Source organism: Paenibacillus woosongensis (genome assembly GCF_030122845.1).
GTDB lineage: Bacteria > Bacillota > Bacilli > Paenibacillales > Paenibacillaceae > Fontibacillus > Fontibacillus woosongensis_A.
In genome coordinates this window covers 4,042,005-4,067,388 of record NZ_CP126084.1, presented here as the reverse complement: position 1 = coordinate 4,067,388, position 25,384 = coordinate 4,042,005, and the positions used below count along the sequence as shown (strand labels likewise).

General features: G+C 52.8%; 16 protein-coding genes and 1 other annotated feature. All 16 genes read left to right on the top strand.

The features are described from left to right. Nucleotides 1–45: 45 nt before the first annotated feature. Entirely contained in the window at nucleotides 46–2,382 is a 2,337-nt protein-coding gene (gene lon, locus QNH46_RS18590; protein WP_283925561.1) for an endopeptidase La, read from the top strand. 14 nt (nucleotides 2,383–2,396) lie between these two features. Further along, nucleotides 2,397–3,014 carry a ribosome biogenesis GTP-binding protein YihA/YsxC gene (gene yihA, locus QNH46_RS18585; RefSeq protein WP_283925560.1) on the top strand — a complete coding sequence of 206 codons (618 nt, stop codon included), beginning with the start codon at nucleotides 2,397–2,399 and terminating at the stop codon, nucleotides 3,012–3,014. A gap of 210 nt (nucleotides 3,015–3,224) precedes the next feature. Next, nucleotides 3,225–3,812, top strand: coding sequence for a non-ribosomal peptide synthetase module (locus QNH46_RS18580; RefSeq protein ID WP_155611500.1), 588 nt, complete (start codon nucleotides 3,225–3,227; stop codon nucleotides 3,810–3,812). A 310-nt stretch (nucleotides 3,813–4,122) separates the two neighbouring features. Beyond that, entirely contained in the window at nucleotides 4,123–4,521 is a 399-nt protein-coding gene (gene speD, locus QNH46_RS18575; protein ID WP_155611501.1) for an adenosylmethionine decarboxylase, read from the top strand. Between the two features lie 243 nt (nucleotides 4,522–4,764). Next, the gene (hemA, locus tag QNH46_RS18570; protein WP_283925559.1) at nucleotides 4,765–6,177 is read left to right on the top strand and encodes a glutamyl-tRNA reductase; all 1,413 of its coding nucleotides are present in this window, start codon (nucleotides 4,765–4,767) and stop codon (nucleotides 6,175–6,177) included. A 225-nt stretch (nucleotides 6,178–6,402) separates the two neighbouring features. After that, nucleotides 6,403–7,095 carry a precorrin-2 dehydrogenase/sirohydrochlorin ferrochelatase family protein gene (locus QNH46_RS18565; protein ID WP_283925558.1) on the top strand — a complete coding sequence of 231 codons (693 nt, stop codon included), beginning with the start codon at nucleotides 6,403–6,405 and terminating at the stop codon, nucleotides 7,093–7,095. A gap of 2 nt (nucleotides 7,096–7,097) precedes the next feature. Further along, nucleotides 7,098–8,057 (top strand): hydroxymethylbilane synthase, encoded by a 960-nt coding sequence (gene hemC, locus QNH46_RS18560; protein WP_283925557.1) that lies wholly within the window; start codon nucleotides 7,098–7,100, stop codon nucleotides 8,055–8,057. 8 nt (nucleotides 8,058–8,065) lie between these two features. Then, nucleotides 8,066–9,610: a uroporphyrinogen-III C-methyltransferase gene (gene cobA, locus QNH46_RS18555; protein ID WP_283925556.1), complete on the top strand. Its 1,545-nt coding sequence runs from the start codon at nucleotides 8,066–8,068 to the stop codon at nucleotides 9,608–9,610. 454 nt (nucleotides 9,611–10,064) lie between these two features. After that, nucleotides 10,065–11,072: a porphobilinogen synthase gene (gene hemB, locus QNH46_RS18550; protein ID WP_283925555.1), complete on the top strand. Its 1,008-nt coding sequence runs from the start codon at nucleotides 10,065–10,067 to the stop codon at nucleotides 11,070–11,072. Nucleotides 11,073–11,143: 71 nt separating this feature from the next. Next, nucleotides 11,144–12,445, top strand: a complete 1,302-nt coding sequence (gene hemL / locus QNH46_RS18545) for a glutamate-1-semialdehyde 2,1-aminomutase (protein ID WP_283925554.1) — start codon at nucleotides 11,144–11,146, stop codon at nucleotides 12,443–12,445. Continuing rightward, nucleotides 12,442–13,350 carry an RluA family pseudouridine synthase gene (locus QNH46_RS18540; RefSeq protein ID WP_283925553.1) on the top strand — a complete coding sequence of 303 codons (909 nt, stop codon included), beginning with the start codon at nucleotides 12,442–12,444 and terminating at the stop codon, nucleotides 13,348–13,350. The genes hemL and QNH46_RS18540 overlap by 4 nt, the downstream gene beginning before the upstream one ends. Before the next feature lie 171 nt (nucleotides 13,351–13,521). After that, nucleotides 13,522–14,883, top strand: a complete 1,362-nt coding sequence (locus QNH46_RS18535) for a LysM peptidoglycan-binding domain-containing protein (protein WP_283925552.1) — start codon at nucleotides 13,522–13,524, stop codon at nucleotides 14,881–14,883. Nucleotides 14,884–15,367: 484 nt separating this feature from the next. After that, complete coding sequence (locus QNH46_RS18530; RefSeq protein WP_430691848.1) at nucleotides 15,368–17,548, top strand: glycoside hydrolase family 6 protein; 2,181 nt, start codon at nucleotides 15,368–15,370, stop codon at nucleotides 17,546–17,548. 96 nt (nucleotides 17,549–17,644) lie between these two features. Then, a complete protein-coding gene (locus QNH46_RS18525) occupies nucleotides 17,645–19,852 on the top strand; it encodes an endo-1,4-beta-xylanase (protein WP_283925551.1) in 2,208 nt (735 codons plus the stop codon). A 46-nt stretch (nucleotides 19,853–19,898) separates the two neighbouring features. Then, entirely contained in the window at nucleotides 19,899–22,247 is a 2,349-nt protein-coding gene (locus QNH46_RS18520; RefSeq protein ID WP_283925550.1) for a glycoside hydrolase family 9 protein, read from the top strand. 93 nt (nucleotides 22,248–22,340) lie between these two features. Continuing rightward, nucleotides 22,341–22,615 (top strand) — a binding site (T-box leader). Between the two features lie 82 nt (nucleotides 22,616–22,697). After that, nucleotides 22,698–25,370 (top strand): valine--tRNA ligase, encoded by a 2,673-nt coding sequence (locus tag QNH46_RS18515; protein ID WP_283925549.1) that lies wholly within the window; start codon nucleotides 22,698–22,700, stop codon nucleotides 25,368–25,370. The last annotated feature ends 14 nt before the right edge of the window (nucleotides 25,371–25,384 follow it).

Here is a 25,384-nt window from a genome sequence, read left to right as displayed (position 1 = left end):
AAATAGGACTAATATCTTACGAGAACGTTTGGAGGTGCGAAAGCGATGGGATCCCATAAATCCAAGAGCCGTCGTTTTCCTTTGTTGCCCTTGCGCGGCCTTCTCGTCTATCCGAGCATGGTGTTGCATTTGGACGTAGGCCGGGAGAAATCGGTAAAGGCGCTGGAAAAAGCGATGGTAGACGACAATTTAATTCTCCTCTGTTCTCAATCCGAAGTGAACATAGAAGAGCCGACCCAGGAAGATATATTCCGCATCGGGACAGTAGCGAAAGTTCGGCAGATGCTGAAACTCCCTAACGGTACGATTCGTGTATTGGTCGAAGGGGTAGAGCGCGCCGAAATAATTGAATATTTGGACAATGACGAGCATTACGAGGTGCTTGCTCAGGAGCGTCCTGAAGAGGAAGTGCTTGATCCTGAGGTAGATGCCCTCATGCGTACCGTACTGAACCAATTCGAGCACTATATCAATTTGTCCAAGAAAGTGACGCCGGAGACGTTGGCTGCCGTGTCTGATATTGAGGAAGCCGGCCGCCTGGCGGATGTCATTACGAGCCATTTGTCGCTAAAGATCAAGGACAAACAGGAGATTTTGGAGACAATCGACGTAAGGAAACGGCTGGAGAAGCTGCTCGATATATTGAATAATGAGCGCGAAGTACTGGAACTGGAGCGCAAAATTAGCCAGCGCGTCAAGAAGCAAATGGAAAAGACGCAGAAGGAATACTATTTGCGCGAACAGATGAAGGCGATTCAGAAGGAGCTAGGCGAGAAGGAAGGCCGGGCTGGCGAAGCGGAGGAGCTGCGCGCCCAGCTGGAGGAGAAGAACCCGCCGGAGCACGTCCGGGAGAAGGCCGAGAAAGAAATCGACCGCCTCGAGAAGATGCCGGCCAGTTCTGCAGAAGGCGGCGTCATTCGCAATTATGTGGATTGGCTGCTCAGCCTGCCTTGGAACGAGAGAACCGAGGATGACCTCGACTTGGCCAAAGCGGAGCAAGTGCTCAACGAGGATCATTACGGCCTTGATAAGCCGAAGGAGCGCGTGCTGGAATACTTGGCGGTACAGAAGCTCGTGAAGAAGCTCAAAGGACCGATCCTCTGCCTAGTAGGGCCGCCGGGGGTAGGGAAAACATCGCTAGCCCGTTCGATCGCCCGCTCGCTCGGCCGGGAGTTCGTGCGGATTTCACTGGGCGGCGTTAGGGATGAAGCTGAAATTCGCGGCCATCGCCGCACTTATGTAGGAGCGATGCCGGGACGGATCATCCAGGGCATGAAGACGGCGGGGACGCTGAATCCCGTATTTTTGCTTGACGAGATCGACAAGATGGCCTCCGATTTCCGCGGGGACCCTTCTGCTGCGCTGCTGGAAGTGCTGGATCCCGAGCAGAACAACACGTTCAGCGACCATTTCATCGAGCTCCCGTTCGATTTGTCGAATGTCATGTTCGTAACGACGGCGAATGCAGTGCATAACATTCCGCGTCCACTGCTCGACCGGATGGAAATGCTCTATATTCCGGGGTATACCGAGCTTGAGAAGCTGCAAATCGCATCGCGTTATCTGCTTCCGAAGCAGAAACGCGACCACGGGCTCGAGCCGGAGCAGCTCGAGATCGGCGAAGAGAGTCTGCTGCGGACGATCCGGGAATACACCAGGGAATCGGGTGTGCGTAATCTGGAGCAGCAGGTTGCGGCGTTATGCCGGAAAGCGGCCAAGATTATCGTCTCCGGAGATGCAGAACGTATCGTAATCGGGCCGGATGACATCAAGGACTATTTAGGCGTGCCGAAATACAGATACGGTGTAGCCGACCTGGAGGATCAGATTGGGACGGTAACCGGCCTCGCCTGGACGGAAGTCGGCGGCGAAACCCTCGTCATCGAGGTCACCGTCGTTCCGGGTACCGGCAAGCTGACCTTGACCGGGAAACTTGGCGACGTCATGAAGGAATCGGCACAGGCAGCCTTCAGCTATACGAGATCCAAGGCGGCTGAGCTGAACATTCCGCTTGATTTCCATGAGAAGAACGACATTCATATTCACATTCCGGAGGGCGCCATACCGAAAGACGGGCCTTCCGCAGGCATTACGATCGCTACGGCGCTGATCTCCGCGCTGACGAACCGTTATGTCTCCAAAGATGTGGCGATGACTGGCGAGATCACGCTGCGGGGACGCGTGCTGCCGATCGGCGGCCTGAAAGAGAAATCGCTGGCGGCCCATCGCGCAGGCTACAAGAAGATTTTGCTCCCTAAAGATAACGAGCGCGACCTGCGGGATATTCCAGACAGCGTGAAGGAAGAAGTCGTATTTGTGCCTGTGTCCCATATGGACCAGGTACTGGAGCACGCTCTTGTAGACCAATCCGGGATCCATTAGAGAGGAATTCACCTATGAAAGTTACGAATGCAGAATTTGTGATCAGTGCGGTACGCCCTGATCAATATCCAGGAGACGCCCTGCCGGAGATTGCTCTGGCCGGGCGCTCCAACGTTGGCAAGTCATCCCTGATCAACCGGATGATTAACCGAAAGAACCTGGCGCGCACCAGCTCGACGCCGGGCAAGACGCAGCATTTGAATTATTATCGCATTAATGATCAGTTGTATTTCGTTGATTTGCCGGGATATGGCTATGCCAAGGTATCGAAGACGCAGCGCCAGGTATGGGGGCAGATGATCGAGAAATATTTGCTCGAGAGGGACCGCCTAAAGCTGATTCTTCTCGTTATTGATTTAAGGCATCCCCCAACTAAGGACGACGAAATGATGTACGATTGGCTGAAGCATTACGATCTGCCGGTTTGCGTGGTCGGAACAAAAGCGGATAAAATTCCAAAATCCCGCTGGCAGAAGCATATTAAAATTATTAAGGATTCACTCGTCCTTCGGGCTAGGGATGAGTTTGTCATGTTCTCTTCCGAAGAGGGAATCGGCAAGGACGAGCTGTGGAGCCATATTAGCCGTCATATTCTTGAGGAGCAGCCGGCCGAGCAGGATGCCTCCGAATGAAAAAATTATAAGAATCGATGGATAGCAAAGGGATTTGAAGGAGTTACAGCAGGAAAGTGAGCATGCAGGGGGATTTTTGCAGCTGAGAACGGCTAAATCCGTTTTTTTCTGAAAAATGGCAGGAATTCACGTTTTGGACGCTGAGCAATACCTTGAATGAGTAGTGTATAATTATGATTAAGGATTGCTAAAAGAATTGAGGAGATTTTTATGGCTCAGCGGTTAGCCACAGAATATGTTAATGCCAGTTTACGATTGTCGGAAGTTCAGATGTCCCAGTTTATTCACAAGGTATACGATCCTCATGTGCGCCAGCGGGTGAAAGTGCTCGATAATGGCGGCCAAGAGGTGGTGCTGGAGGATGATAGCGGAGAAGAAGTCCATCTGCCTTTTGACCGTAAGGACGGATATTATGTCTGTGAATTGTCTTTCCGCTTGGAAAAACCCCATTTAACGAACGTCATGCGACTGTTGTTTGCCGCCTTCAAAGGCTCGGGAATGGTTACGCGCATTTATAACGGATTCATGATGATGTATTATTATCAAGAGGGCCGCGTACGCAAAATCGTAGAGTATTCCCGTGATTCCTACAAATTGGTTTATGAACATAAGGATACGGTTGGCGAGCTGCAGCGGATTTACCGCAACAATGATGTGGAGCGGGAGATTGAACAGATTCATCGCGAGGTGAACGTTCTTCTGGATCAGCGCTTTGTCGCTGAGGACGCCAAGGTTGTACAGCGGATCGATAGCGAACTTCGCAAGCATACTCGCCGTTTGTTTGTTCTGGAAGCCTGAAGAGGCTATAAATATTTTTCTAGACGGCTGTCACCATTGACGAGACAATGACATAAAGTGGTAAGGAAAACTACCCTAATGCTAGGGTAGTTTTTTTTCCGGGCCAACAAATAAACTTTTTTTGCGAAAAGTGTTGCATTTGTCACGGATAGATGGTATTTTTAATCTCGTTGAAAAGAATATAGGAACCAGGATTCACTCAGGACATGGAGATGTTGCGAGAGATTTTTCCCTCGGGAAGTGAATGACGTAGGTCCTAGCGGATGAAATTTTTTCAAACATTTTATTCCTAGGAAGGGGGAACCGAAGGATGGAATATTCAACTTTCGGAAGACACGTTGCTGTTGATACTTGGGGAGTCGACTTTGAGGTACTGAACAATGCAGAGCTATTGCAAGCTCATTTGGTGGAAGCTGCTGAATCTTGTGGAGCAACGGTATTGTCCGTGCAATCCAAACAGTTCGAACCGCAAGGTGCGACGGTACTTGTGTTGTTGTCGGAGAGCCATCTCTCGATTCATACGTATCCTGAGAGAGGGTTTGCTGCTATTGATTGCTATACTTGTGGAGAAACGGTTGATCCGCAATTGGCGATCGATTACCTGGTGTCCGTATTAAAGCCGGAGAAGATGTACGCGAAGAAGCTCATTCGCGGCCTGGGCGAGCTTGAGGTCGTAACGCCGGTTATGAATCAAGTGGAGCTCGTATAAAGAAGAAATTAAAGACTCAGTGGTTTCGTAGCTCATAGTTTGCGGAAAATTGGGTAGAATAGGATAACCATGGAGCAATTCCATGGTTATTTGTTTTTTGGCGAAATTTTTTTGGTTATCTTCATAAAGAGTTCATAAAACGCTCATTAAAACCACCGGGGAATCTGCCAGTCCTGTGATATAATTAACATAGTTTGTTTTCGATCGATGCTATGACATCTTAACAAGGCAGGTGAACTTGCAATGCACATCGTCGTAGTCGGGTTGAACTATCGAACAGCGCCTGTGGAAGTCAGGGAACGTTTTACTTTTGCCGAACGGGATTTGCCGCAAGCGTTGCAAGAGTTGAAACGCACCAAGAGTGTATTGGAAGGCGTCATTATAGCAACCTGCAACAGAACGGAAATTTATGTCGTGGTTGACCGCTTGCATATGTGCGGTTATTTTATCCGCAGCTTCATGGAGCAGTGGTTTGGCATTCCTCGACAAGAGTTTACCCAACATTTATACATGTATGAGGACGAACAGGCCATCCGCCATCTGTTCCGGGTCGCATGCGGCCTTGATTCAATGGTGCTTGGCGAGACGCAAATTCTAGGTCAGGTTCGGAGCGCTTTTTTACTCTCGCAAAAAGAGAAGGCTACGGGTACTTGGTTTAATATGCTATTTAAGCAGGCGATCACGCTAAGCAAGAGAGCCCATTCGGAGACAGCGATCGGCGAAAGCGCCGTATCGGTAAGTTATGCAGCTGTTGAACTGGGCAAGCGGGTATTCGGCAGCTTCGAGGGGAAGAAGGTGCTTATCCTCGGCGCCGGCAAAATGAGCGAGCTGACGGCGAAGCATTTGAGCGGAGGCGGGGCGGCAGAGGTGCTTGTGGCTAACCGTACCTTCGGCCGTGCACAGGAGCTGGCAGCCAAGTTCGACGGTATCCCGTGCTCGATGCAGGAAGCGATGCAGCGATTGCTGGACATCGATATTTTGATCAGCTCTACCGGGGCGGACGGTTACGTCATAACGTCGTCTCAGGTGCAAAACAGTATGAAGCAGCGGCCGGACCGGCCATTGTTCATTATAGATATAGCGGTGCCTCGCGATATCGATCCAGCGATCGGGGAGCTTGACAATGTGTTCCTATATGATATTGACGATCTGGAAGGTATTGTGGAGAGCAACATGGAAATGCGCCGCAGCGAAGCTCTCAAAATCGATTGGATGATTGAAGAGGAGATGGGCGCGTTCGCCAACTGGCTGCAAACGCTTGGCGTCAGACCGGTCATTCGCGCACTGCAGGAGAAATCGACTTCGATTCATGAGAGCACGATGGAGAGCCTGTTCAATAAGCTGCCTGAGCTGGATGAGCGGCAGCGGAAGGTCATACGGCGTTTGACCAAGAGCATCGTGAATCAGATGATGCATGATCCGATTAACCGGATCAAGGAAATGGCCGGAGAGGAACATGGAGTGGAGGCGCTCGAAATGTTCACGCAAATTTTTGCGCTGGAGCAGCAGCTCGAAGCTCTGTCTGAATCTTCTACGGCTGCGGATCAGCAGAATAGCGCGACTCAGGAAATTTCTACACAAGAACAAAAAGAGAAGAAGAAAGAGCCGTCACTCGAAACAGAGACCGAGCTTCCGCTCGTGAAGGTATCTGTTTAAAGCGGTGAGCCGCTTAGATCTTCATCTTTGAATATATGCCGGGATCATCATTGTATGCCCTGAGCCTTCTGTTTATTCTCGTATTGCATTAGGGTGCAATCTGTATAACGGAGGGTGCAGGGCATTTTTTGGCGCTATGGGAGGGCATAGATTATGTTTTGGCGGCGGACGTGGCAAAATAAAGGATGGTAGGTTATGCTATTATCAATGTAAAATGACGTATGTATGATCCGCCGGCCATGGCTGGATATGGGAGTGGTGAGCATGAACGTCCCGCATTATATTCCCGTGATGCTAAACTGCGCGGGAAGACGCTGCGTCGTCGTTGGCGGCGGGATAATCGCCGAAAGGAAGGCTGGCGCGCTGCTGGCATCCTCTGCAGAGACGATCGTCATCAGCCCTTCGTTAACCCCTTACTTGATGTCTTGTTACGAGAAGGGGCAGCTGCACTGGATAAATCGGGAATATCGGGAGGGTGACTTAAGCGGGGCTTTTTTGGCATATGCGGCAACGAACAGCAGTCAGGTGAACGAAGCCGTCGTTGCGGAGGCGGAGAGCCGGGGCATGCCGGTGAACGATACCGGCGACGGAGCCCGGGGCAACTTTATAACGCCGGCCTCAATCCGCCGGGGCGGCCTGATCGTGGCCGTATCGACCTCTGGAGCAGGTCCAACAGTTTCCCGCAGGCTTTGTGAGGAAGTCGACGCGCTAATCGGGGAGCACTACGAGACATATATCGATTTTTTAAGCGAGATCAGGGTAAGGATTAAAGAACAGGTGCTTGACCGGGGCAGACGCCAGCTATTGTTTAAAGCGTTAGCCGAAATGGATATATTGACGGAAATTCGTGAAGGACGATTTCAGCCTTGGAGCGAGGAGAAGCTAGCTGCATGGATTGATGCATATCAGGAGGAATAAAGATGAAAAAACGTACGATTGTCGTCGGAACTAGACAGAGCCAATTGGCGCTGACGCAGACGGGTCAGGTTATTGATGCGCTGAAAGCGATATGCGAGGAGCATGCGCTGCCCTATGATTTCGAAATTCGCAAGATCGTGACGAAGGGCGACCGTATTCTGGATGTAACGTTATCGAAGGTAGGGGGCAAAGGCTTGTTTGTGAAGGAAATCGAGCAGGCCATGCTGAGCGGGGAAATCGATATGGCGGTACATAGTATGAAGGACATGCCATCCGTGCTGCAGGAAGGTCTCGTAACCGGTGCGGTTCCGCGGAGGGTCGATCCTAGGGATGCGCTGATTTCAAAGAACGGCCTGAGCTTGGATGAGCTTCCGCAAGGAGCAAAGATTGGTACGAGCAGCCTGCGCCGCTCGAGTCAGCTGAAGAAATACCGTCCGGACCTGAAGCTGGAATGGATTCGGGGCAATATCGATTCCCGGCTGCGCAAATTGGAGACCGAGGGCTTCGATGCCATAATCCTTGCTGCGGCGGGCTTGTACCGGATGGGCTGGGAGGATCGGATCACCTCATTTTTGCCGATTGAGGTATGTTTGCCTGCTGTCGGCCAGGGCGCGCTGGGCATTGAATGCCGTGAAAGCGATGAGGAGGTGCGTCATCTTCTGTCGCTGTACAATGACCGGGATACCGAGCTGACCGTCGCTGCAGAGCGCCAATTTCTGCGCGTATTGAACGGTGGCTGCCAGGTTCCGATCGGCGCATATGCTACCTTGGTGCAGGAGGAATCCGGGATTGGAACGGGAGGAGCGCGCATCGAATTGACGGGGCTGGTCGGAACGCCGGACGGACGGCTTGTTCTGAAGGATGTCCTGACTGGCGAGGATCCGCTGAAGCTGGGCGATGAGGTTGCAGCTAAGCTGATTTCTAGAGGAGCGGACGAAATTTTGGCGGAAGTCAGGGAGTGAGTGATGGGATGGCTGGAAAGGTATATTTAGTCGGGGCGGGACCCGGCGATGCTAGATTGATTACAGTAAAGGGATTGCAGTGTCTGGAAAAGGGGGATGTCGTCGTATACGACCGGCTGGCCAATCCCAGCTTGCTGAGGAAAATGAAGCCCGGTGCAGAGAAGGTCTATGTAGGCAAGCTGCCGGACCGTCATACGATGAAGCAGGAGGAGATTAATCAACTCCTCGTGGACTTGGCGCTGACGGGGAAGACCGTTGTCCGTCTGAAGGGCGGCGATCCGACGATTTTCGGCCGGGTCGGCGAGGAAGCCGAGCTGCTTCGCAAGCATGGAATCCCTTATGAGATTGTGCCGGGAATTACCGCGGCAATCTCGGTTCCTGCTTATGCGGGCATTCCGGTGACGCACCGGGACATGGCTTCCTCCCTGTCCATCATTACCGGACATGAGAGTCCTGAGAAGCTGGACAAGTCCATCAATTGGGAGAAGGTCACGAATGCGACGGGGACGCTCATTTTCATGATGGGCGTAGCCAAGATCGGGTACATCAGCAGGCAGCTGATAACGTACGGAAGATCTCCCGATACGCCCGTCGCTCTCGTGCGCTGGGGGACGCGGGCAGAACAGGAGACCTTGACCGGCACGCTGGAGGACATCGAGCGCAAAGTGCAGCAGGCGAACTTCCAGCCACCGGCCGTCATCGTCGTAGGAGACGTCGTGACACAGCGCGAGCATTTGAAGTGGGCGGAGACCCTGCCGCTGTTTGGCACGCGCGTGCTAGTTACCCGCGCCCGCAGTCAGGCCAGCGAGCTTGCTGCGCAGATCGAGGATTTGGGCGGTGAGCCGTACGAATTCCCTGTCATCGATATTCGATTGCCTGAGGACGAGGAACAGATCGCTTATGCGGATGCGGCTTTAAGCCGATTGGAGACGTATGACTGGGTGTTCTTCACAAGCGTCAACGGGGTGGAGTATTTCTTCAGGCGCTTGGAGAAACTGGGACAAGATGTCCGCTCACTTCATCGAGCGAGAATTGCTGCAGTCGGGCCGGCAACGAAGGAAGCGCTGCGCGCCCGCGGCATTGCCGCAGAGGAGCTGCCAGGACAATACCAGGCCGAAGGCATGTTCGAGGCGTACGGCGCCGAAATGCACGCCGGACAGCAGGTGCTGCTGCCGCGGGGAGACCTTGGACGTAATTGGCTGCCAGAGGTTCTGCGGGAGAAGGGCCTGACCGTCACCGATGCCGTGATGTACGAAACCGTGCCTGCCGGTGAAGAGGACGATGAGCTGCTGAAGCTCGTCGAAGAGGGCGGCATTCATGTCGTGACCTTCACCAGCTCGTCGACAGTAAAGAACCTGGTTGCAGCCCTGAAGGGAATGGGGCTTGCAGACCCCGTTCAAGCCTTGTCTGGCGCTGCCATCGCCTGCATTGGCCCGCTTACCGCGCAAACGGCTAGGGACCTTGGCTTCAACGTCGATATGGTGGCTGAGGAATCGACGATCAACAGCCTTGTCCAATCCCTTTGCGACTGGCGTGCAAGCAATCGTGATTAGCTATGGATTAGCCCTCATAATTTATATATTTTGCGCCGCAGTGAGCGTATCCCCGCAGGGGACAGCGCCCCTTACAGCCAGCCTAACTCAATACAGCCAAATAAACTCCATCCACCCAGACAGCAGGAGCGTCTAACGTAGAGCGGGCCCGTCAGGGCGGCAAGCGACTGGTTGTACGCAGCTTGCCCGGGAGCGTCGACCGCTGCAGGTTTGAGCAGAATGTTTACCCAGGGTGACCAGGGGCGCCAAAAGTAAGACGTACCCGAAGGGGGAAAAGCGTTCCACGCACCAAACCTAAGCGCATCCCCGCCAGGGGACAGCGATGCAGGAGCGCCTCTGCCCCTCCTACGTTATTCCGATTGCGGGAGTCCAGAGGGCGCAGCCCTTGGAGCCCTCCCTTACGACAAGGGAGGGTTTGGGTGGGATGGGATCAATTGAAAGGACGACACCAACTATGACATTTCCAATCGTAAGACACCGCCGTTTGCGGCAATCGGCTGCGATTCGCGGTATGGTGCGCGAAACCGTGATTACCGTCGATGATTTCGTACAGCCGATATTCGTCACCTATGGCAGCAATGTAAAAAATGAAATCTCTTCGATGCCGGGCGTGTTCCACTTCTCTTTAGACCGTCTTCAGGAGGAAGTGAAGGAGATCGTGGAGCTCGGCATTCCGGCGGTGCTGCTGTTCGGCATTCCTGAACAGAAGGACAGCGTAGGCACGTCGGCCTTCGTCGAAACTGGCATCGTACAGGAAGCCACCCGGCTCATCAAATCATGGTATCCCGATTTGCTTGTGGTCGCGGATACTTGCCTATGTGAATTTACGGATCACGGCCATTGCGGCATGGTACACACCTTTGAACGGGATGGCCATGTCTGCGGGGACGTGTTGAACGACGAATCATTGGAGCTGCTGGTGAAGACGGCAGTGTCACAGGCGCAAGCGGGAGCTGACATCATCGCTCCATCGAATATGATGGACGGCTTCGTCCAAGCGATTCGCCACGGACTAGACGAAGCAGGCTATACCCATGTGCCAATCATGTCGTATTCCGTAAAATACGCCTCGGCCTTCTACGGCCCATTCCGGGAAGCAGCAGATTCGGCACCGCAATTCGGCGACCGCAAGACGTATCAGATGGATCCGGCCAATGCCCGCGAAGCGCTGCGCGAAGCGGAGACAGATGTGCTAGAGGGTGCAGATATGCTTATGGTTAAGCCGGCGCTAGCCTATATGGATGTGATCCGCATGCTTCGGGACCAATTCGACCTGCCGATCGTGGCCTACAATGTGAGCGGCGAATATTCCATGGTCAAGGCGGCGGCCCAGCAAGGCTGGATTAACGAGCGGGCGATCGTGAGCGAAATGCTGCTGGGCATGAAGCGCGCGGGAGCTGACATCATCATTACGTATTTTGCCAAAGATGCGGCGCGCTGGCTGCGCGAAGGACGCAATTAGCATACCTGAATTATGCTTCGGAATTCGAGGACAGACCATAGATCAATGACAAAGCAAGGAGCGTGACGTCAATGAGTACAACTATCGGACGCAAAGGGGAAGAACGGTCCTATCAGGCATTTGAAGAAGCGAAAAAAGTGCTGCCGGGCGGAGTTAACAGCCCGGTACGCGCATTCAAGTCCGTTGGGCTGACGCCGATTTATATGGACCACGGTATTGGTTCGCACATTTACGATATCGACGGCAACAGCTATATCGATTATGTGGGATCATGGGGCCCGCTTATTATGGGACATGCCCATCCGGAGGTCGTTAAGGCGCTGCAGGAGACGGCTGCCAAGGGCACCAGCTTTGGCGCGCCTACACTGCTTGAGACACAGATGGCCAGGCTCGTAGCAGAGCGCGTGCCGTCTATTGAAGTCGTGCGGATGGTCAACTCCGGCACGGAGGCGACGATGAGCGCGATCCGCTTGGCTCGGGGTTACACGGGACGCAGCAAAATTATGAAATTTGAGGGCTCCTATCACGGCCATGCCGACAGCCTGCTCATCAAAGCGGGTTCCGGCGTAGCAACACTGGGGCTGCCGGACAGCCCGGGCGTGCCGGAGAGCATCGCAGCGAACACCATTACCGTTCCGTATAATGATCTGGAATCCGTTCAACTGGCCTTCGAACGCTTCGGCGAAGAAATTGCCGGCGTCATTGTGGAACCGGTCGCAGGGAATATGGGCGTCGTACCGCCGCAGCCTGGATTTTTGGAAGGACTGCGCCGCATTACAACGGAATACGGCAGCCTGCTTATTTTTGATGAAGTCATGACCGGATTCCGCGTTCACCTGCACTCTGCTCAAGGACTGTTTGGCATTACTCCGGATTTGACCTGCCTAGGTAAAGTCATCGGCGGGGGACTGCCGGTTGGGGCTTATGGCGGCAAACGCGAAATTATGGAGCAAATCGCTCCTTCGGGCCCAATCTATCAGGCGGGTACGCTAAGCGGGAACCCGCTGGCCATGATTGCCGGCTTCACTACATTGTCGCTGCTTACGCCTGAGGTTTATGACCGTCTCGAGCGCTTGTCGGCGAAGCTTCAGGCAGGGCTTGAATCGAATGCGAAGGAAGCGGGAATCCCTAGCGTGATTAATCGCGTAGGTTCCATGGTATGCCCGTTCTTTACGAATGAGCAGGTCGTTAATTATGATACGGCCAAGAGCAGCGACTTAGATCTGTTCCGCCGCTATTTTGCCGCGCTGGTGCAGGAGGGGATCAATATCGCCCCGTCTCAGTTTGAAGGCATGTTTGTTTCCGGCGTTCATACCGACGAGGACATTGATGCTACGATCGAGGCGCATCGCAAAGCGCTGCAGAAGCTGTGAGTTTACGGATCGCAGGCGCTAGACGGGGAGAGTGGCTGGAGCTGATGCCCGGCAGGCTCCCCAGGCCGGCGAGCGGTGACCGCTATGAAGCGGCGCTTGCCTGGCTGGAAGGCGAACTGGACCTTCCTGCCAAGCTTCGGCGCACACTTGAAGCCGAGCAGGGGATTAAGCTGGCGGGAGATCGTCTGCGCCTGCGGCTTTTTCCGCCAAGGATATCGCAGTATGAGCCTATGCAGCCGGAGCTCCCGCTGCAAATTTTGTACGAGGATGATTTTTGCCTCGTTGTACATAAGCCTGCAGGGGTTAAAGTACATCCCGATGGACATAGCCCGCAGCCGACTTTAGCCAATATGGTCGCAGCGATTTACTCGGAACGCGGCGAGCCCGTTGCGCCCGAGCATATACACAGGCTGGACGAGAACACGTCCGGTCCGGTGCTATATGCCAAGAATACTTATGCCAAGCTTAAACTGGACGCGGCGATGGCGCGCAAGGAAATCGGCCGGGTCTATGTTGCGCTGGTACAAGGCGCAGTAAGTCCGGCGCTCCGCGTAATTGACCAGCCAATCGGCAAGGATCGGCATCATAGAGCTCGAAGGCGCGTATCTCCGTCGGGCCAGCATGCAGTAACACGCGTAGAGCTGCTGGAGGCCTATTCGGATGCCAGCCTCGTGCGCCTCACGCTGGAGACGGGACGAACGCATCAGATTCGGGTTCATATGAGCTATGCGGGCCATCCTCTTATCGGGGACGCTTTATATGGGGGCAGTACCAAGCTGACGCCCCATCAAGCGCTTCACGGCGAGAGCTTGATGTTTGCCCACCCGCTTACGGGAGAGACCTTGTCCGTGCAGGACCCTTGGCCTGCAAGCTGGAAAGCGCTGCTTAAGCAGCTTCGGGCCTAGCCAACGCAGGAATTGGATAAAAGCCAAAGCCATGATGAGCGGTGTTCGATCGGCAAAAACCAGGCATGCACTCCTTTTTCAAGCATATAAATAAAACGAGCGATGATTTGGACCATGTCATCCATGGGATGCGAAATCATGTTTGGAAATGCTGAAAGGAGGTATCTTTTCTTGGCTGATCAATCCTACGGTCTGAGGTTTGATATTTATGAGCGTGTTCATTTATCGGAAGATGTGGTTGGAATTGAGGAATTGGAGGAAATAGAGCTCATTCCGAAAATCCAGGTGATTCCTGGCGAGGAGTATGCCGCGCTTCGCGGGCATTTGCTGTTGTCCGGACTATACCGGGGGCAGGGGGAAAGCTGCAAGCTGGAGCATTGGATCCCGGTTGAAATCACGATTCCGCTAAGCCGGGTTAACAAACTGGAGGAGATCGCCGTCGAAATTGACAATTTTGATGTAGATCTGCTGAGTGCCCGCAGTTTGAATATTACCGGGGTTTTGTCGCTTAAGGGGATTGAGACGACTACGTTAACGGGGAGCGAAGAATGGAATGACAGGGAATTTATAGCTGCACATGAATCTCATCAGGATGAACCGGACGAGGTTGGCCTGACAGAGCAGCCATTACCAAAGGACACATTGCGACAAGAAGAACACCAACTGGCGGAGCAGATCTCCGAGGGACCGTTGTCTGGAGACAGGGAGAATCAAGCTCCTCAGTGGCAAAGTTCTTTGGAGGCTGCCGAGGTTCCGGGTCTGCCGGATTTTCCAGAACCCCCCCATCAGAACGTGATCTCCTGGACGGACGATTCGCTGCTCTCATCCCCATCGCTATGGAAGGACAAGGCGGCGGCTTCTGAAGATGAGATCCGGGAGGCTGTGCAGCAAGCGGAAGAGAATTTAGCTTCGTTCAAGGAAGAAGAAGGCCGTGACGAACTGGAGGAGTATCATTTTGAAACTCCGTCTATAAGCGAACACGAGGGTGATGCCGCCGAGGTCGTACAGGCTGTGTCGAGGGAAGCGGACCAAGCGGCTTCTTCGGAGCAAGGCGCGGAGTCTGAGCCGGTTTTGTCGGCATCCACCGAACCAGAGGCTGCTGGAGATGTGGCTCATGAAGATTCGGAGCCGGAAATTCGCCCTCAGCCCGAGGAGAAAAAAGAGCTGAAAATTGCCCTCAACAGCAAGAAGGTGGATGAAACGGTACAGGGAAGCGATATTGGCATCACTAAGCTGTTATCCGCTCAACGGCCCAATAAAGAGCCGGAAGGCTCGTTGGAACAGGAAGAAGGCAGCGTACAGGCAGCCGCCGAAGAACACGGGGACGAGGAAGAAGTTCGCTGGAAAAACTTATTCATCGGCAATGCGGAAGAGCAGACCCCCTTTCGGAAAATCCGGCTCGTTATCGTTCAGCGCGAAGAGACCTTGGACGAAATTGCCGAGCGGTACAATCTCAGCACAAGGGAGCTGCAGCTTTACAATCGGTTAGCTGAACACAACTTAGCGGAAGGGCAAGTTCTATATATTCCGTAAATTGATTGTGGGAATCATATATATTAAAGAGCAGACTGCGCGTAATTCGCGCAGTTTTTTTTGGTAAGTCCACGACAGCAATCTCCCCTCGCTAACAAAATTTACTTTGTTAGTGTAAATTTTAAACTTAATTAAAATAAAATTTCCGTTAAATCTTGTATTATTTTTACTATTTATGGTATATTTGTGTCTAGATGGCGAACATTCTCTTTTTTTAAACATTGTTTGTCGTCGGCTATTCTATCTTTTACGTCATTTCGTCGGATTTTCTCGGCCTAATGACAAAATGTTTACGGAAGGAGTGAAGAGCAAGGGTCAATCAGTTAACTTCCATGAGATATTTCGGGATGACTCAAGAAAGGAGAGCAAGGGCAGAAGGGAAAACAACAGGAACTGCATATTCGATCGGCTACATTTTGAGAGCGCATACATTTCCCAAGCGAATGGTTTAATTTAATAAAATTTATAACAGGAGCTGAAAGAAATGATAAAGTATTTGCCCAAACGCACTGCGATGCTTGCGTTGATCTCGGCACTGGTTGTCACGATGTTAACCCCTTTTGGGAATCAAAACGCTCAGGCGGCAGAGGCCCATGTAGACAACCCTTACGTTGGCGCGACAAAATATATCAACCCCGACTATGCTGCATTGATCGATACTTCGATTGCTAGAGTCAGCGACAACACGTTGAAAGCGAAAATGGAAACGATCAAATCCTATAATACCTACGTGTGGCTTGACCGCATCGCGGCGATTTACGGCGGCGAGGATAACGGCAACCGCCGCAGTCTCGAGGGACATCTGGACGCTGCATTGGCCCAAAAGCAAGGCAATACGCCAATTGTTGCGGAGTTCGTCATCTATGATTTGCCTGGCCGGGATTGTCATGCCCTGGCTTCTAATGGGGAGCTGCCATTGACACAAGCGGGCCTGCAAACGTATAAGACTGACTATATCGATGTGATTGCTGATATTTTCTCCAAGCCTAAATACCAGGATATCCGGATTGTTACTGTCATTGAGCCGGACAGCCTTCCGAACCTGGTTACCAACCTTAGCACTCCGGCATGCGCTGCAGCCAACTCCAGCGGAATCTATGTCGATGCTATCAAATATACGCTCAATAAGCTGGCTGTCATCCCTAACGTATACACTTATCTAGATATTGGCCACTCGGGCTGGCTCGGATGGGATGATAATCGTCAAGGCACCATCCAGTTATATACACAAGTGGCCAAAGCTACGAATGCCGGTTTTGCCAGCGTCGACGGCTTCGCTTTGAACACGGCGAATACGACACCATTGGTAGAGCCGAATTTACCGGATCCGAACCAAAATGTAAATGGTACGCCGCTCAGATCCGCTAGTTTCTATGAGTGGAATCCATACTTCAGCGAAGCTGATTTTGCTGCGGGTCTGTATTCGGGCTTTGTGTCCGCCGGCTGGCCAAGCAGCATTGGCTTCCTTATTGACACATCCCGTAACGGCTGGGGAGGCCCGGATCGGCCAACCAGTGCGATTGGCTCTACGGTTGACCAAATCGTAAATTCGGGCCGTGTGGATCGCCGCGGGCATCGGGGACTGTGGTGCAACAACAGTGGCGCCGGCATGGGAAGAGCGCCAGAGACTGCTCCAGCAGGATTCCCGGCTTCGCATATCGACGCTTTTGTCTGGGTTAAGCCTCCCGGCGAATCCGACGGTTCCAGCTCTGAAATTCCGAACAACGAAGGAAAGGGCTTTGACCGGATGTGTGATCCGACTTACCAAACCCAGTACGGTATTTTGACGGGCGCGCTACCAAACGCTCCTGTATCCGGCCATTGGTTCCATGATCAATTTGTCATGCTCGTCCAAAACGCATATCCGGCCATCCCGGCAAGCGGTGGGGGACCAGTTGACCCGCCTCCGACGGCTCCGGCTGCACCAACCGGACTCAGTGCTACGGGTGGTAACGGACAAGTCTCCTTAAGCTGGAATGCTTCGCAAGGCGCGACCAGCTATACGGTCAAACGCTCCACGACAAGCGGCGGGCCATACACTTCACTAGCAACGATTAGCGGCACCAGCTACACAGATACCGCGGTCACGAACGGAACGACTTATTATTATGTGGTCAGTGCGGCCAATAGCGTGGGTACCAGCGTTAATTCCCCTCAGGCCTCTGCGCTTCCTCAGGGCGGCGGCACGACTCCGAATCCTGAGCCGACCAGCGATTTGGTCGTTCAGTATAAGGCTGGGGATTCGAATGCAACCGACAACCAGCTCAAACCGCATTTCAACATCGTAAATAACGGTTCAACGCCTGTTGAGTTAAGCGAATTGACTCTCCGTTATTACTTTACGGCGGACGGCACACAGCCGCTGCAATTCAACTGTGACTGGGCGATGGTTGGCTGCTCGAACCTGACAGGCACGTTTGTCAAAATGAGCGATAGTAAAACAGGAGCCGACACTTATTTGGAAATTAAGTTCAATGCGTCGGCTGGAACGCTCGCTCCTGGAGGAAGCACTGGTGACATCCAAACGCGCAGCAATAGCAGCGATTGGACTAACTTGAATGAGAGCAACGATTACTCCTTCGATGCTACAAAAACCTCCTATGCCAGCTGGAACAAAGTAACGCTGTACCAGAACGGAACTTTGGTATGGGGAATTGAACCTTAATAACTAACCAGGAACGGCGTCTATATGGCGCCGTTCCCTTTAAGTAAGGAGGATTCGGCATCTAATTTAAAATTTAATAGGAAATGAGGGAGTATGATGATTGCTGCAAGAAGACGCATCAGTTTGGCGATTGTATTTGTCTTGCTTGCTACGATGGGAATCAGTCTGTTCCCTGGAACCCAGGCATTGGGCCGGGCTGCAGCCGCATCTGCAAATTTATTGGACAATCCCGGCTTCGAATCCGGAATGATCACCGGCTGGGCAGGAATGGCCGGGACAGAAACGTTAAGCACTGTCAGCAGTCCTGTGTACGAAGGCTCCTACAGTGCTCTCGTATCTGGAAGGCAAAGCGATTGGCACGGCATCGCTCAAAGTCTGCAAGGCAAGCTGACGGCTGGGCGTACGTACGATATTTCCGCCGCAATTCGCCTTAACAACGCCAGCAGTGGGCGAATCCTGATTACGATGCAGCAGAGCGATGGAAGCGGCGATAACTATCTACGTGTGGCTGAATCGCCGGTAACGGACAGCGCATGGATGACATTGAGAGGATCGTTCCTGTATGAGCCTTCGGGTGAGGTCACATCGTTAAAGCTTTATTTTGAGGGTCCCGATGCAGGCGTAGATTTTTACGTTGATGACGTTATAGTTACCGAAAGAGCAGACATCGATTGGAAGGCGGAAGCCAATGCACGGATTGAGCAGCTTCGCAAAGACGATGTGCAAATTCTGGTGACCGATGAGGAGGGCCGTCCCGTATCAGGGGCAAATGTTGAAGTACGGCAGACCCGACATGGTTTTCCTTTCGGTTCGGCGATGAGCAGTACGGTGCTGTCCAACGGCCAGTACAGTGATTTTTTCAAGGAGCATTTCAATTGGGCTGTATTCGAAAATGAATCCAAGTGGTACTCCAATGAGACCAGTAGAGGCAATGTCAACTATAGTGTGGCTGACCGCATGATGGAATTTGCCGAAGCCAATGACATTACGGTGCGGGGGCATACGGTACACTGGGAGGTTGACCAATATCAGCCTGGCTGGGTCCAAAGCTTACAGGGCAGCGAACTTCGCAAGGCGATGGATGACCGGATTACCAGCGTCGTGAATCATTTCAAAGGCAAATTCGTCCATTGGGACGTAAATAACGAAATGATGCATGGCAGCTTTTTCAAAGACCGGCTGGGTGCCTCGATTTGGCCATACATGTACCAAAGAACAAAGGAGCTTGATCCGGACGCTAAGCTGTTTGTCAACGATTATAACGTGATTAGCCAGCCCGGGGACAACGATTACAAGCTTCACATCCAGGAGCTGCTCAGCCAAGGCGCGCCCATCGACGGCATCGGCGTGCAGGGGCATTTCGGTGCAACGATCGATCCAATCGTGGTGAAGCAGAGACTGGATAATTTGGCGACTCTGAATTTGCCTATCTGGATTAGCGAATATGACTCTACCCAGCCTAATGAGAGTATCAGGGCGGACAATCTCGAAGCGCTCTACAGAACAGCCTTCAGTCATCCGGCCGTAGAAGGGATCATGATGTGGGGGTTCTGGGCCGGTAACCATTGGCGGGGCGCGGATGCGGCGATTGTGAACATGGACTGGTCCCTGAATGCGGCAGGGCAAAGATACCTCGCTCTGATGGACGAATGGACAACGCATCAATCCGGGACGACGTCGGCTAATGGCCAATACGCTTTCCGGGGATTCCATGGCACTTATGACGTAACAGTAACAAAAGGCAATCTCCGCGCGACCAAATCTTTTGAACTGGCACCGGGAAGCGGCGTGCTGTCAGTCGCCGTCCAGCTGAAAGACTCCGGCGGCGAACCCGGTCCCATCCCTACAGGAGATTTGAAAGTGCAATATAAGGCCGGAGATACGAATGCCAACGACAATCAGTTCAAGCCGCACTTCAATATTGTGAACAACAGCAATGCTGCGGTTCCGTTAAGCGAGTTGACCCTTCGCTACTATTTAACTACGGACGGGGAAGATTCTCTTGTGTTCAATTGCGACTGGGCGGTCGTTGGCTGTTCGAATGTTAGCGGTAAATTCGTGAAGCTCGGGACAGCCAAACCGAACGCTGACGCTTATCTGGAAATTAGCTTCAAAGCTTCGGCAGGCTCCCTTTCCGCGGGAGGAAGCAGTGGAGAAATTCAGACGCGCAGCCATAGAAGCAACTGGACGAATTTAAATGAGAGCAATGATTATTCTTTCGATTCAACAAAAACGCTGTTTACAAATTGGGAGAAGGTAACGCTGTACCGGAACGGGCAGCCCATTTGGGGAATCGAGCCTTGATTAATGAAAATGAAAACGAAAATGAAAACGAAAAGAGGGAGCTGGAATGACAAATTTAATGAAGAGTTCGGGAAGCAGTGTACGGAACCTTGCAAAACTAACCGCGATCATGCTCATTTTCATGCTGGCGATATCCGGTTTGTTACCGGCAGGAATTCATGCGGACAACGATCCTAGCCCAATTCGGGTAAACCAAATCGGTTACTTGCCCGGGGCCGATAAAATAGCCACGATTGTCAGCAGCTCGACATCCCCGCTTGCCTGGGAGCTGCGCAAGGCAGAAGGCAGCGTGGCGGCTCAAGGACAAACGCATGTTTATGGCCTGGATCAGGCTTCTGCCGATCGCATTCATCATGCCGATTTTTCGTCTGTCACGGAACAAGGCACTTATAGACTTTGGGTTTCCGGACTAGGAGAAAGCGTGCCGTTTGCCATTAACGGCAATTTATATCCGGACCTGCCCAGCGAGGCAATGGAATATTTCTATTTCCACCGGATGGGCGTAGATATTCAGGCGCAATATTTGAGCAATCCGGCCTTTGCCCACAAAGCGCTCCATCCGGGGGACAGCTCGATCGGCTGTTATAACAGCTGGTGCGGAAGCGAAAGACTCAATGTGAAAAATTCCTGGGCGGATGCAGGGGACTTCGGAATCTATCCCGTGAATCAGGCGATATCAGCCTGGACGCTGTTGAATCTATACGAGCGTTATCCCGGGGCCTTCCCGGACGGCTCCCTGAACATCCCGGAGAGCGGGAACGGCATTCCCGATGTCCTCGATGAAGTCCTGTTCGGTTCGACGTTTATGAAGGGAGTTATGCCATCGACCGGGCTGGCCTCGCACAAAATTCATAATGACAATTGGAGCGCGTTTCCGGTGACGAATATTGACGCCGAGAACAGCATGAACCGTCAGGCTCAGCCGCCTTCCACGAATGCGACCTATGCGGTAGCTCGCAACCTGGCGCATCTGGCTCGCCTGATCAAGCCGTATAAAGAAGCAGAAGCCGCAGAGATGTGGGGGATTGCCAAGGAGGCCTGGGCACGGGCCTCAGCAAATCCGAACGTTCTCTATACCTCGCAAACGCCGGATGCTCCGGGCGGCGGGGATTATGATGACATTCGCACAAGCGATGACCGGTATGCGGCGGCCGCAGAGCTATACTTGACGGCCTATGCGCTCGGCGACAGCAATGCATCGTCCTACAAAGCAGCGTTAACTTCGTCACCACATTACCGCGAGGTGTCCCAGTTCGACTGGCAGTCTACTGCTACAACAGGAACGCTGTCCATACTGTCGGCCCAGAACGATCTGCCAGCCTCCGATCTTCAGGCCATGAAGACGAATGTGCTGAACCAGGCGAACGATACACTGGCGACGCTAAATGGGGAAGGGTACCCTGTGCTGCTGCCGGGGAACAAAGGTTATGACTGGGGCTCCAACTCCGCCATTGCCAATAAAATGATAATGCTCGGGTACGCCTACGATCTTAGCCAGAACCTGAGTTATTTAAAAGCGATGAACCGGGCGATGGATTATTTCATGGGCAATAATGCAATGAGACTATCCTATATTACGGGATACGGCCAATACTTCGAGACTGATACGCATGACCGCTGGGCCTGGGGCAAGTACCAAAGCGGTGTGCCGTATCCGAAGGGCTGGCTGTCTGGCGGGCCGAACAATACGGTGATCAACGATTCGGCGACACCGACGGGAATGCCTGCAGCCAAATCGTATGCGCCGAAGAATACGGCTCCTGATGCTTGGGTGTCCAAAGAGAATACGATCAACTGGAATGCGCCGCTGGTATGGATTTCCAAATACATTCAAGACCATAGAGAACCTTTAGGCGGAGGCGCGAACGAGAATCCAAACCCTGACCCGGGCCCAAATCCTGATCCGGGACCTGGACCAAATCCGAACCCGGGACCTAGCGGAGATTTGGCCGTTCAGTACAAAGCCGGAGATACGAATGCAGCCGACAACCAGTTCAAGCCTCATTTCAATATCGTGAACAAGGGGGCTGCGGCTGTGCCTTTAAGCGAGCTGAGTCTGCGATATTATTTCACAGCTGACGGCAATGACCAGCTGCAATACAATTGTGACTGGGCCATGGTAGGCTGCTCCAACGTGAACGGGGCTTTCGTGAAAATGAATCCGGGCAAAGCGAACGCCGATACCTACCTGGAAATCACATTTAAAGCCGCAGCGGGTTCGCTGCAGCCCGGCGGGCAGACGGGGGATATCCAGACGCGCAATCACGCGAGCAACTGGGCGAACCTCAACGAGAGCAATGACTATTCTTTTGATCCAACCAAGACCGCGTATGCAAATTGGGAACGCGTCACCTTGTACCATAACGGTACACTGGTGTTCGGAAACGAGCCTTGATCGCCGGCTTGTTCTCGCAGCCATTCAGACCAAATATTGACTCCCCGTTAATTTCACGCTATGATAATATGGATTAACTTAAAAAAACCGTGTGAAAAGACATGGAACGGGAAGAGTAGGCAGTGAGCCCTTCAGAGAGCGGGATTGCAGCGCTGGAAGATTCCGCAGGATGCAGCTGGCCGAAGTCACCCGGGAGTCGCTTGTTTGAGCAGCTATGCAGTTTGTAGTCGTTAGAACGGGCCGGTAGCAGCCGTTATCTGTATGAGTGTTGCGAGTTTCTCGGCGATTCCGCGAGTGTAGCGGTTTCGGGCTGGGCCAACCCGCAAAACAAAGGTGGTACCGCGAAAGTAAAGCCTTTCGTCCTTTGAGACGAGGGGCTTTTTGTATTTTTTGAGCAAGACTATCCTGATTACGCTAAGGCAATGCTGAATTGTAACGGAGGTTGAAATTATGTCAGAGATCCAAGAGCATTCGTCGGCAAACAACATGCCGACAACGTATGATCCCAAGGCTGCAGAACAGAAATGGTATCGCTACTGGATGGAGGGCGGCTTCTTTAAGGCGGGCCAAGTACCGGAAGCCAAGCCGTACACGATCGTCATTCCCCCGCCAAACGTAACGGGCATGCTTCATATCGGGCATGCGCTGGACTTTACGCTGCAGGATATCCTGATCCGCACGAAGCGGATGCAGGGGTATGATGCTTTATGGCTGCCGGGCTCCGACCATGCTGGAATAGCGACGCAGACGAGAGTGGAGCAGACGCTCCGGGCAGAGGGAATTTCCCGCTATGATCTCGGCCGCGAGAAATTTCTTGAGAAGGTATGGGAATGGAAAGAGCATTATGCGGATACGATTCGAGAACAATGGGCGAAGATGGGCTTCTCGCTGGACTATTCCCGCGAGCGGTTTACTCTGGATGAGGGGCTGTCCAAGGCGGTGCGCGAGGTATTCGTCAAGCTCTATGAAAAGGGCCTGATCTATCGCGGTAAATATATTATTAACTGGGATCCTGCAGCCCGCACGGCCCTCTCGGATATTGAAGTGGAATATAAAGAAGTCAACGGTCATTTGTACCACCTGCAGTATCCGCTTAAGGATGGTAGTGGATTCATTACAGTAGCTACGACAAGACCGGAGACGATGCTTGGGGATACGGCTGTGGCTGTTCATCCTGAGGATGAGCGGTACCGTCATCTAATCGGCCAGCCGCTCGTGCTGCCCATTGTAAATCGTGAAATTCCGATTATTGCCGACGAATATGTCGATAAAGAATTCGGCAGCGGAGCGGTGAAAATTACGCCTGCCCATGACCCGAATGACTTCGAGGTAGGACTGCGTCATGATTTGCCGCAAATTACCGTCATGGATGAGAGCGGCAAGATGAATGAGGCGGCCGGCAAATACCAGGGGATGGACCGCAGCGAGTGCCGGAAGGCCATCGTGGCCGATCTCAAGGAATCCGGCGTTCTCGTACGGATCGAGGATCATGTTCACCAGGTCGGCCACAGCGAGCGTTCTGGCGCTGTAGTCGAGCCTTATTTATCGACGCAATGGTTCGTTAAAATGAAGCCTCTGGCGGAAGCGGCGATCGCTGCCCAAAAATCAGGCAAAGGCGTTCATTTCGTGCCGGAGCGGTTCGAGAAAATTTATCTGCACTGGATCGAAAATGTGCGCGACTGGTGCATCTCCCGCCAGTTGTGGTGGGGCCACCGTATTCCGGCTTGGTATTGCGAATCCTGTGGCGAGCTGCATGTCGCTAGGGAGGCCGTGGATACCTGCGCCAAATGCGGAGGTCATGAACTGGTGCAGGACGACGACGTTTTGGACACGTGGTTCAGCTCGGCCTTGTGGCCGTTCTCCACACTCGGCTGGCCGGATGAGGACAGCGAGGACTTCAAGCGCTTTTTCCCGACGGATGTTCTCGTTACCGGGTACGACATCATTTATTTCTGGGTAGCGCGGATGATCTTTACCGCCCTTGAGTTTACTGGAGAAATCCCATTCAAGGATGTGCTGATCCACGGGTTGGTTCGGGACAGCGAAGGACAGAAAATGTCCAAATCGCTGGGGAACGGCGTTGATCCGCTCGATGTCATCGAGAAATACGGCGCGGATGCCATGCGCTACATGATCTCTACGAGCAGTACGCCTGGCCAGGATCTGCGCTTCCATTGGGAACGCGTCGAGCAGGCCCGCAACTTTGCGAATAAAATCTGGAATGCCTCCAGGTTTGCGTTAATGAATCTGGAAGGCGTAACGTTTGAAGATATCGATATTCAAGGAGACCTGTCGACTTCCGACCGCTGGATTCTCCACCGCTTCAATGAGACGGCCCGCAACATTACCCGCCTGATTGATGCTTATGAATTTGGGGAGACAGGCCGGGAGCTGTACAACTTCATTTGGGATGACCTGTGCGATTGGTATATTGAGTTCGCTAAGCTGTCGTTCTACGGCGAAGATCCTGTTGCCAAAAGAAAGACGCAATCCGTTCTTGCCTACGTGCTCGACCGGACGCTGCGCCTGATCCATCCTTTCATGCCGTTTATTTCCGAGGAAATATGGCAGCATTTGCCGCATCGCGGCGAAACGATTACGCTGGCTGAATGGCCGCAGTTTGATCCGTCGCTGGAGGCACCGGATGCTGTGCGCGAAATGAATTTGCTGATCGACATGATCCGCTCTGTTCGGAATATCCGGGCAGAAGTGAACGTGCCGATGAGCAAGCAAATTGAATTGATTGTGAAGCCAGGCTCCGCCGAGCTGCTGGACATCATCGAGCGGAACAGCCACTACATCCGGCGTTTCTGCAACACTTCGCAATATGAGGCCTCACTGAGCGCCGCTGTCCCGGAAAAAGCGATGACGGCAGTGGTGACCGGGGCCGAGCTGTACTTGCCACTGGCAGGACTGATCGATATCAGCCAGGAGATCGCCCGCCTGGAGAAGGAGCTCGGGCACTTGAACAAAGAGGTTGAGCGCGTAGAGAAGAAGCTGGCGAATGAAGGCTTTGTTTCCAAAGCCCCTGCCAAGGTCATCGAGGAAGAACGCGCCAAAATGGCCGATTATGCGAGCAAACGCGACAAAGTGCTGGCACGGATCGCTGAATTAAAAGGTTAGAAGCAAAGGTAATA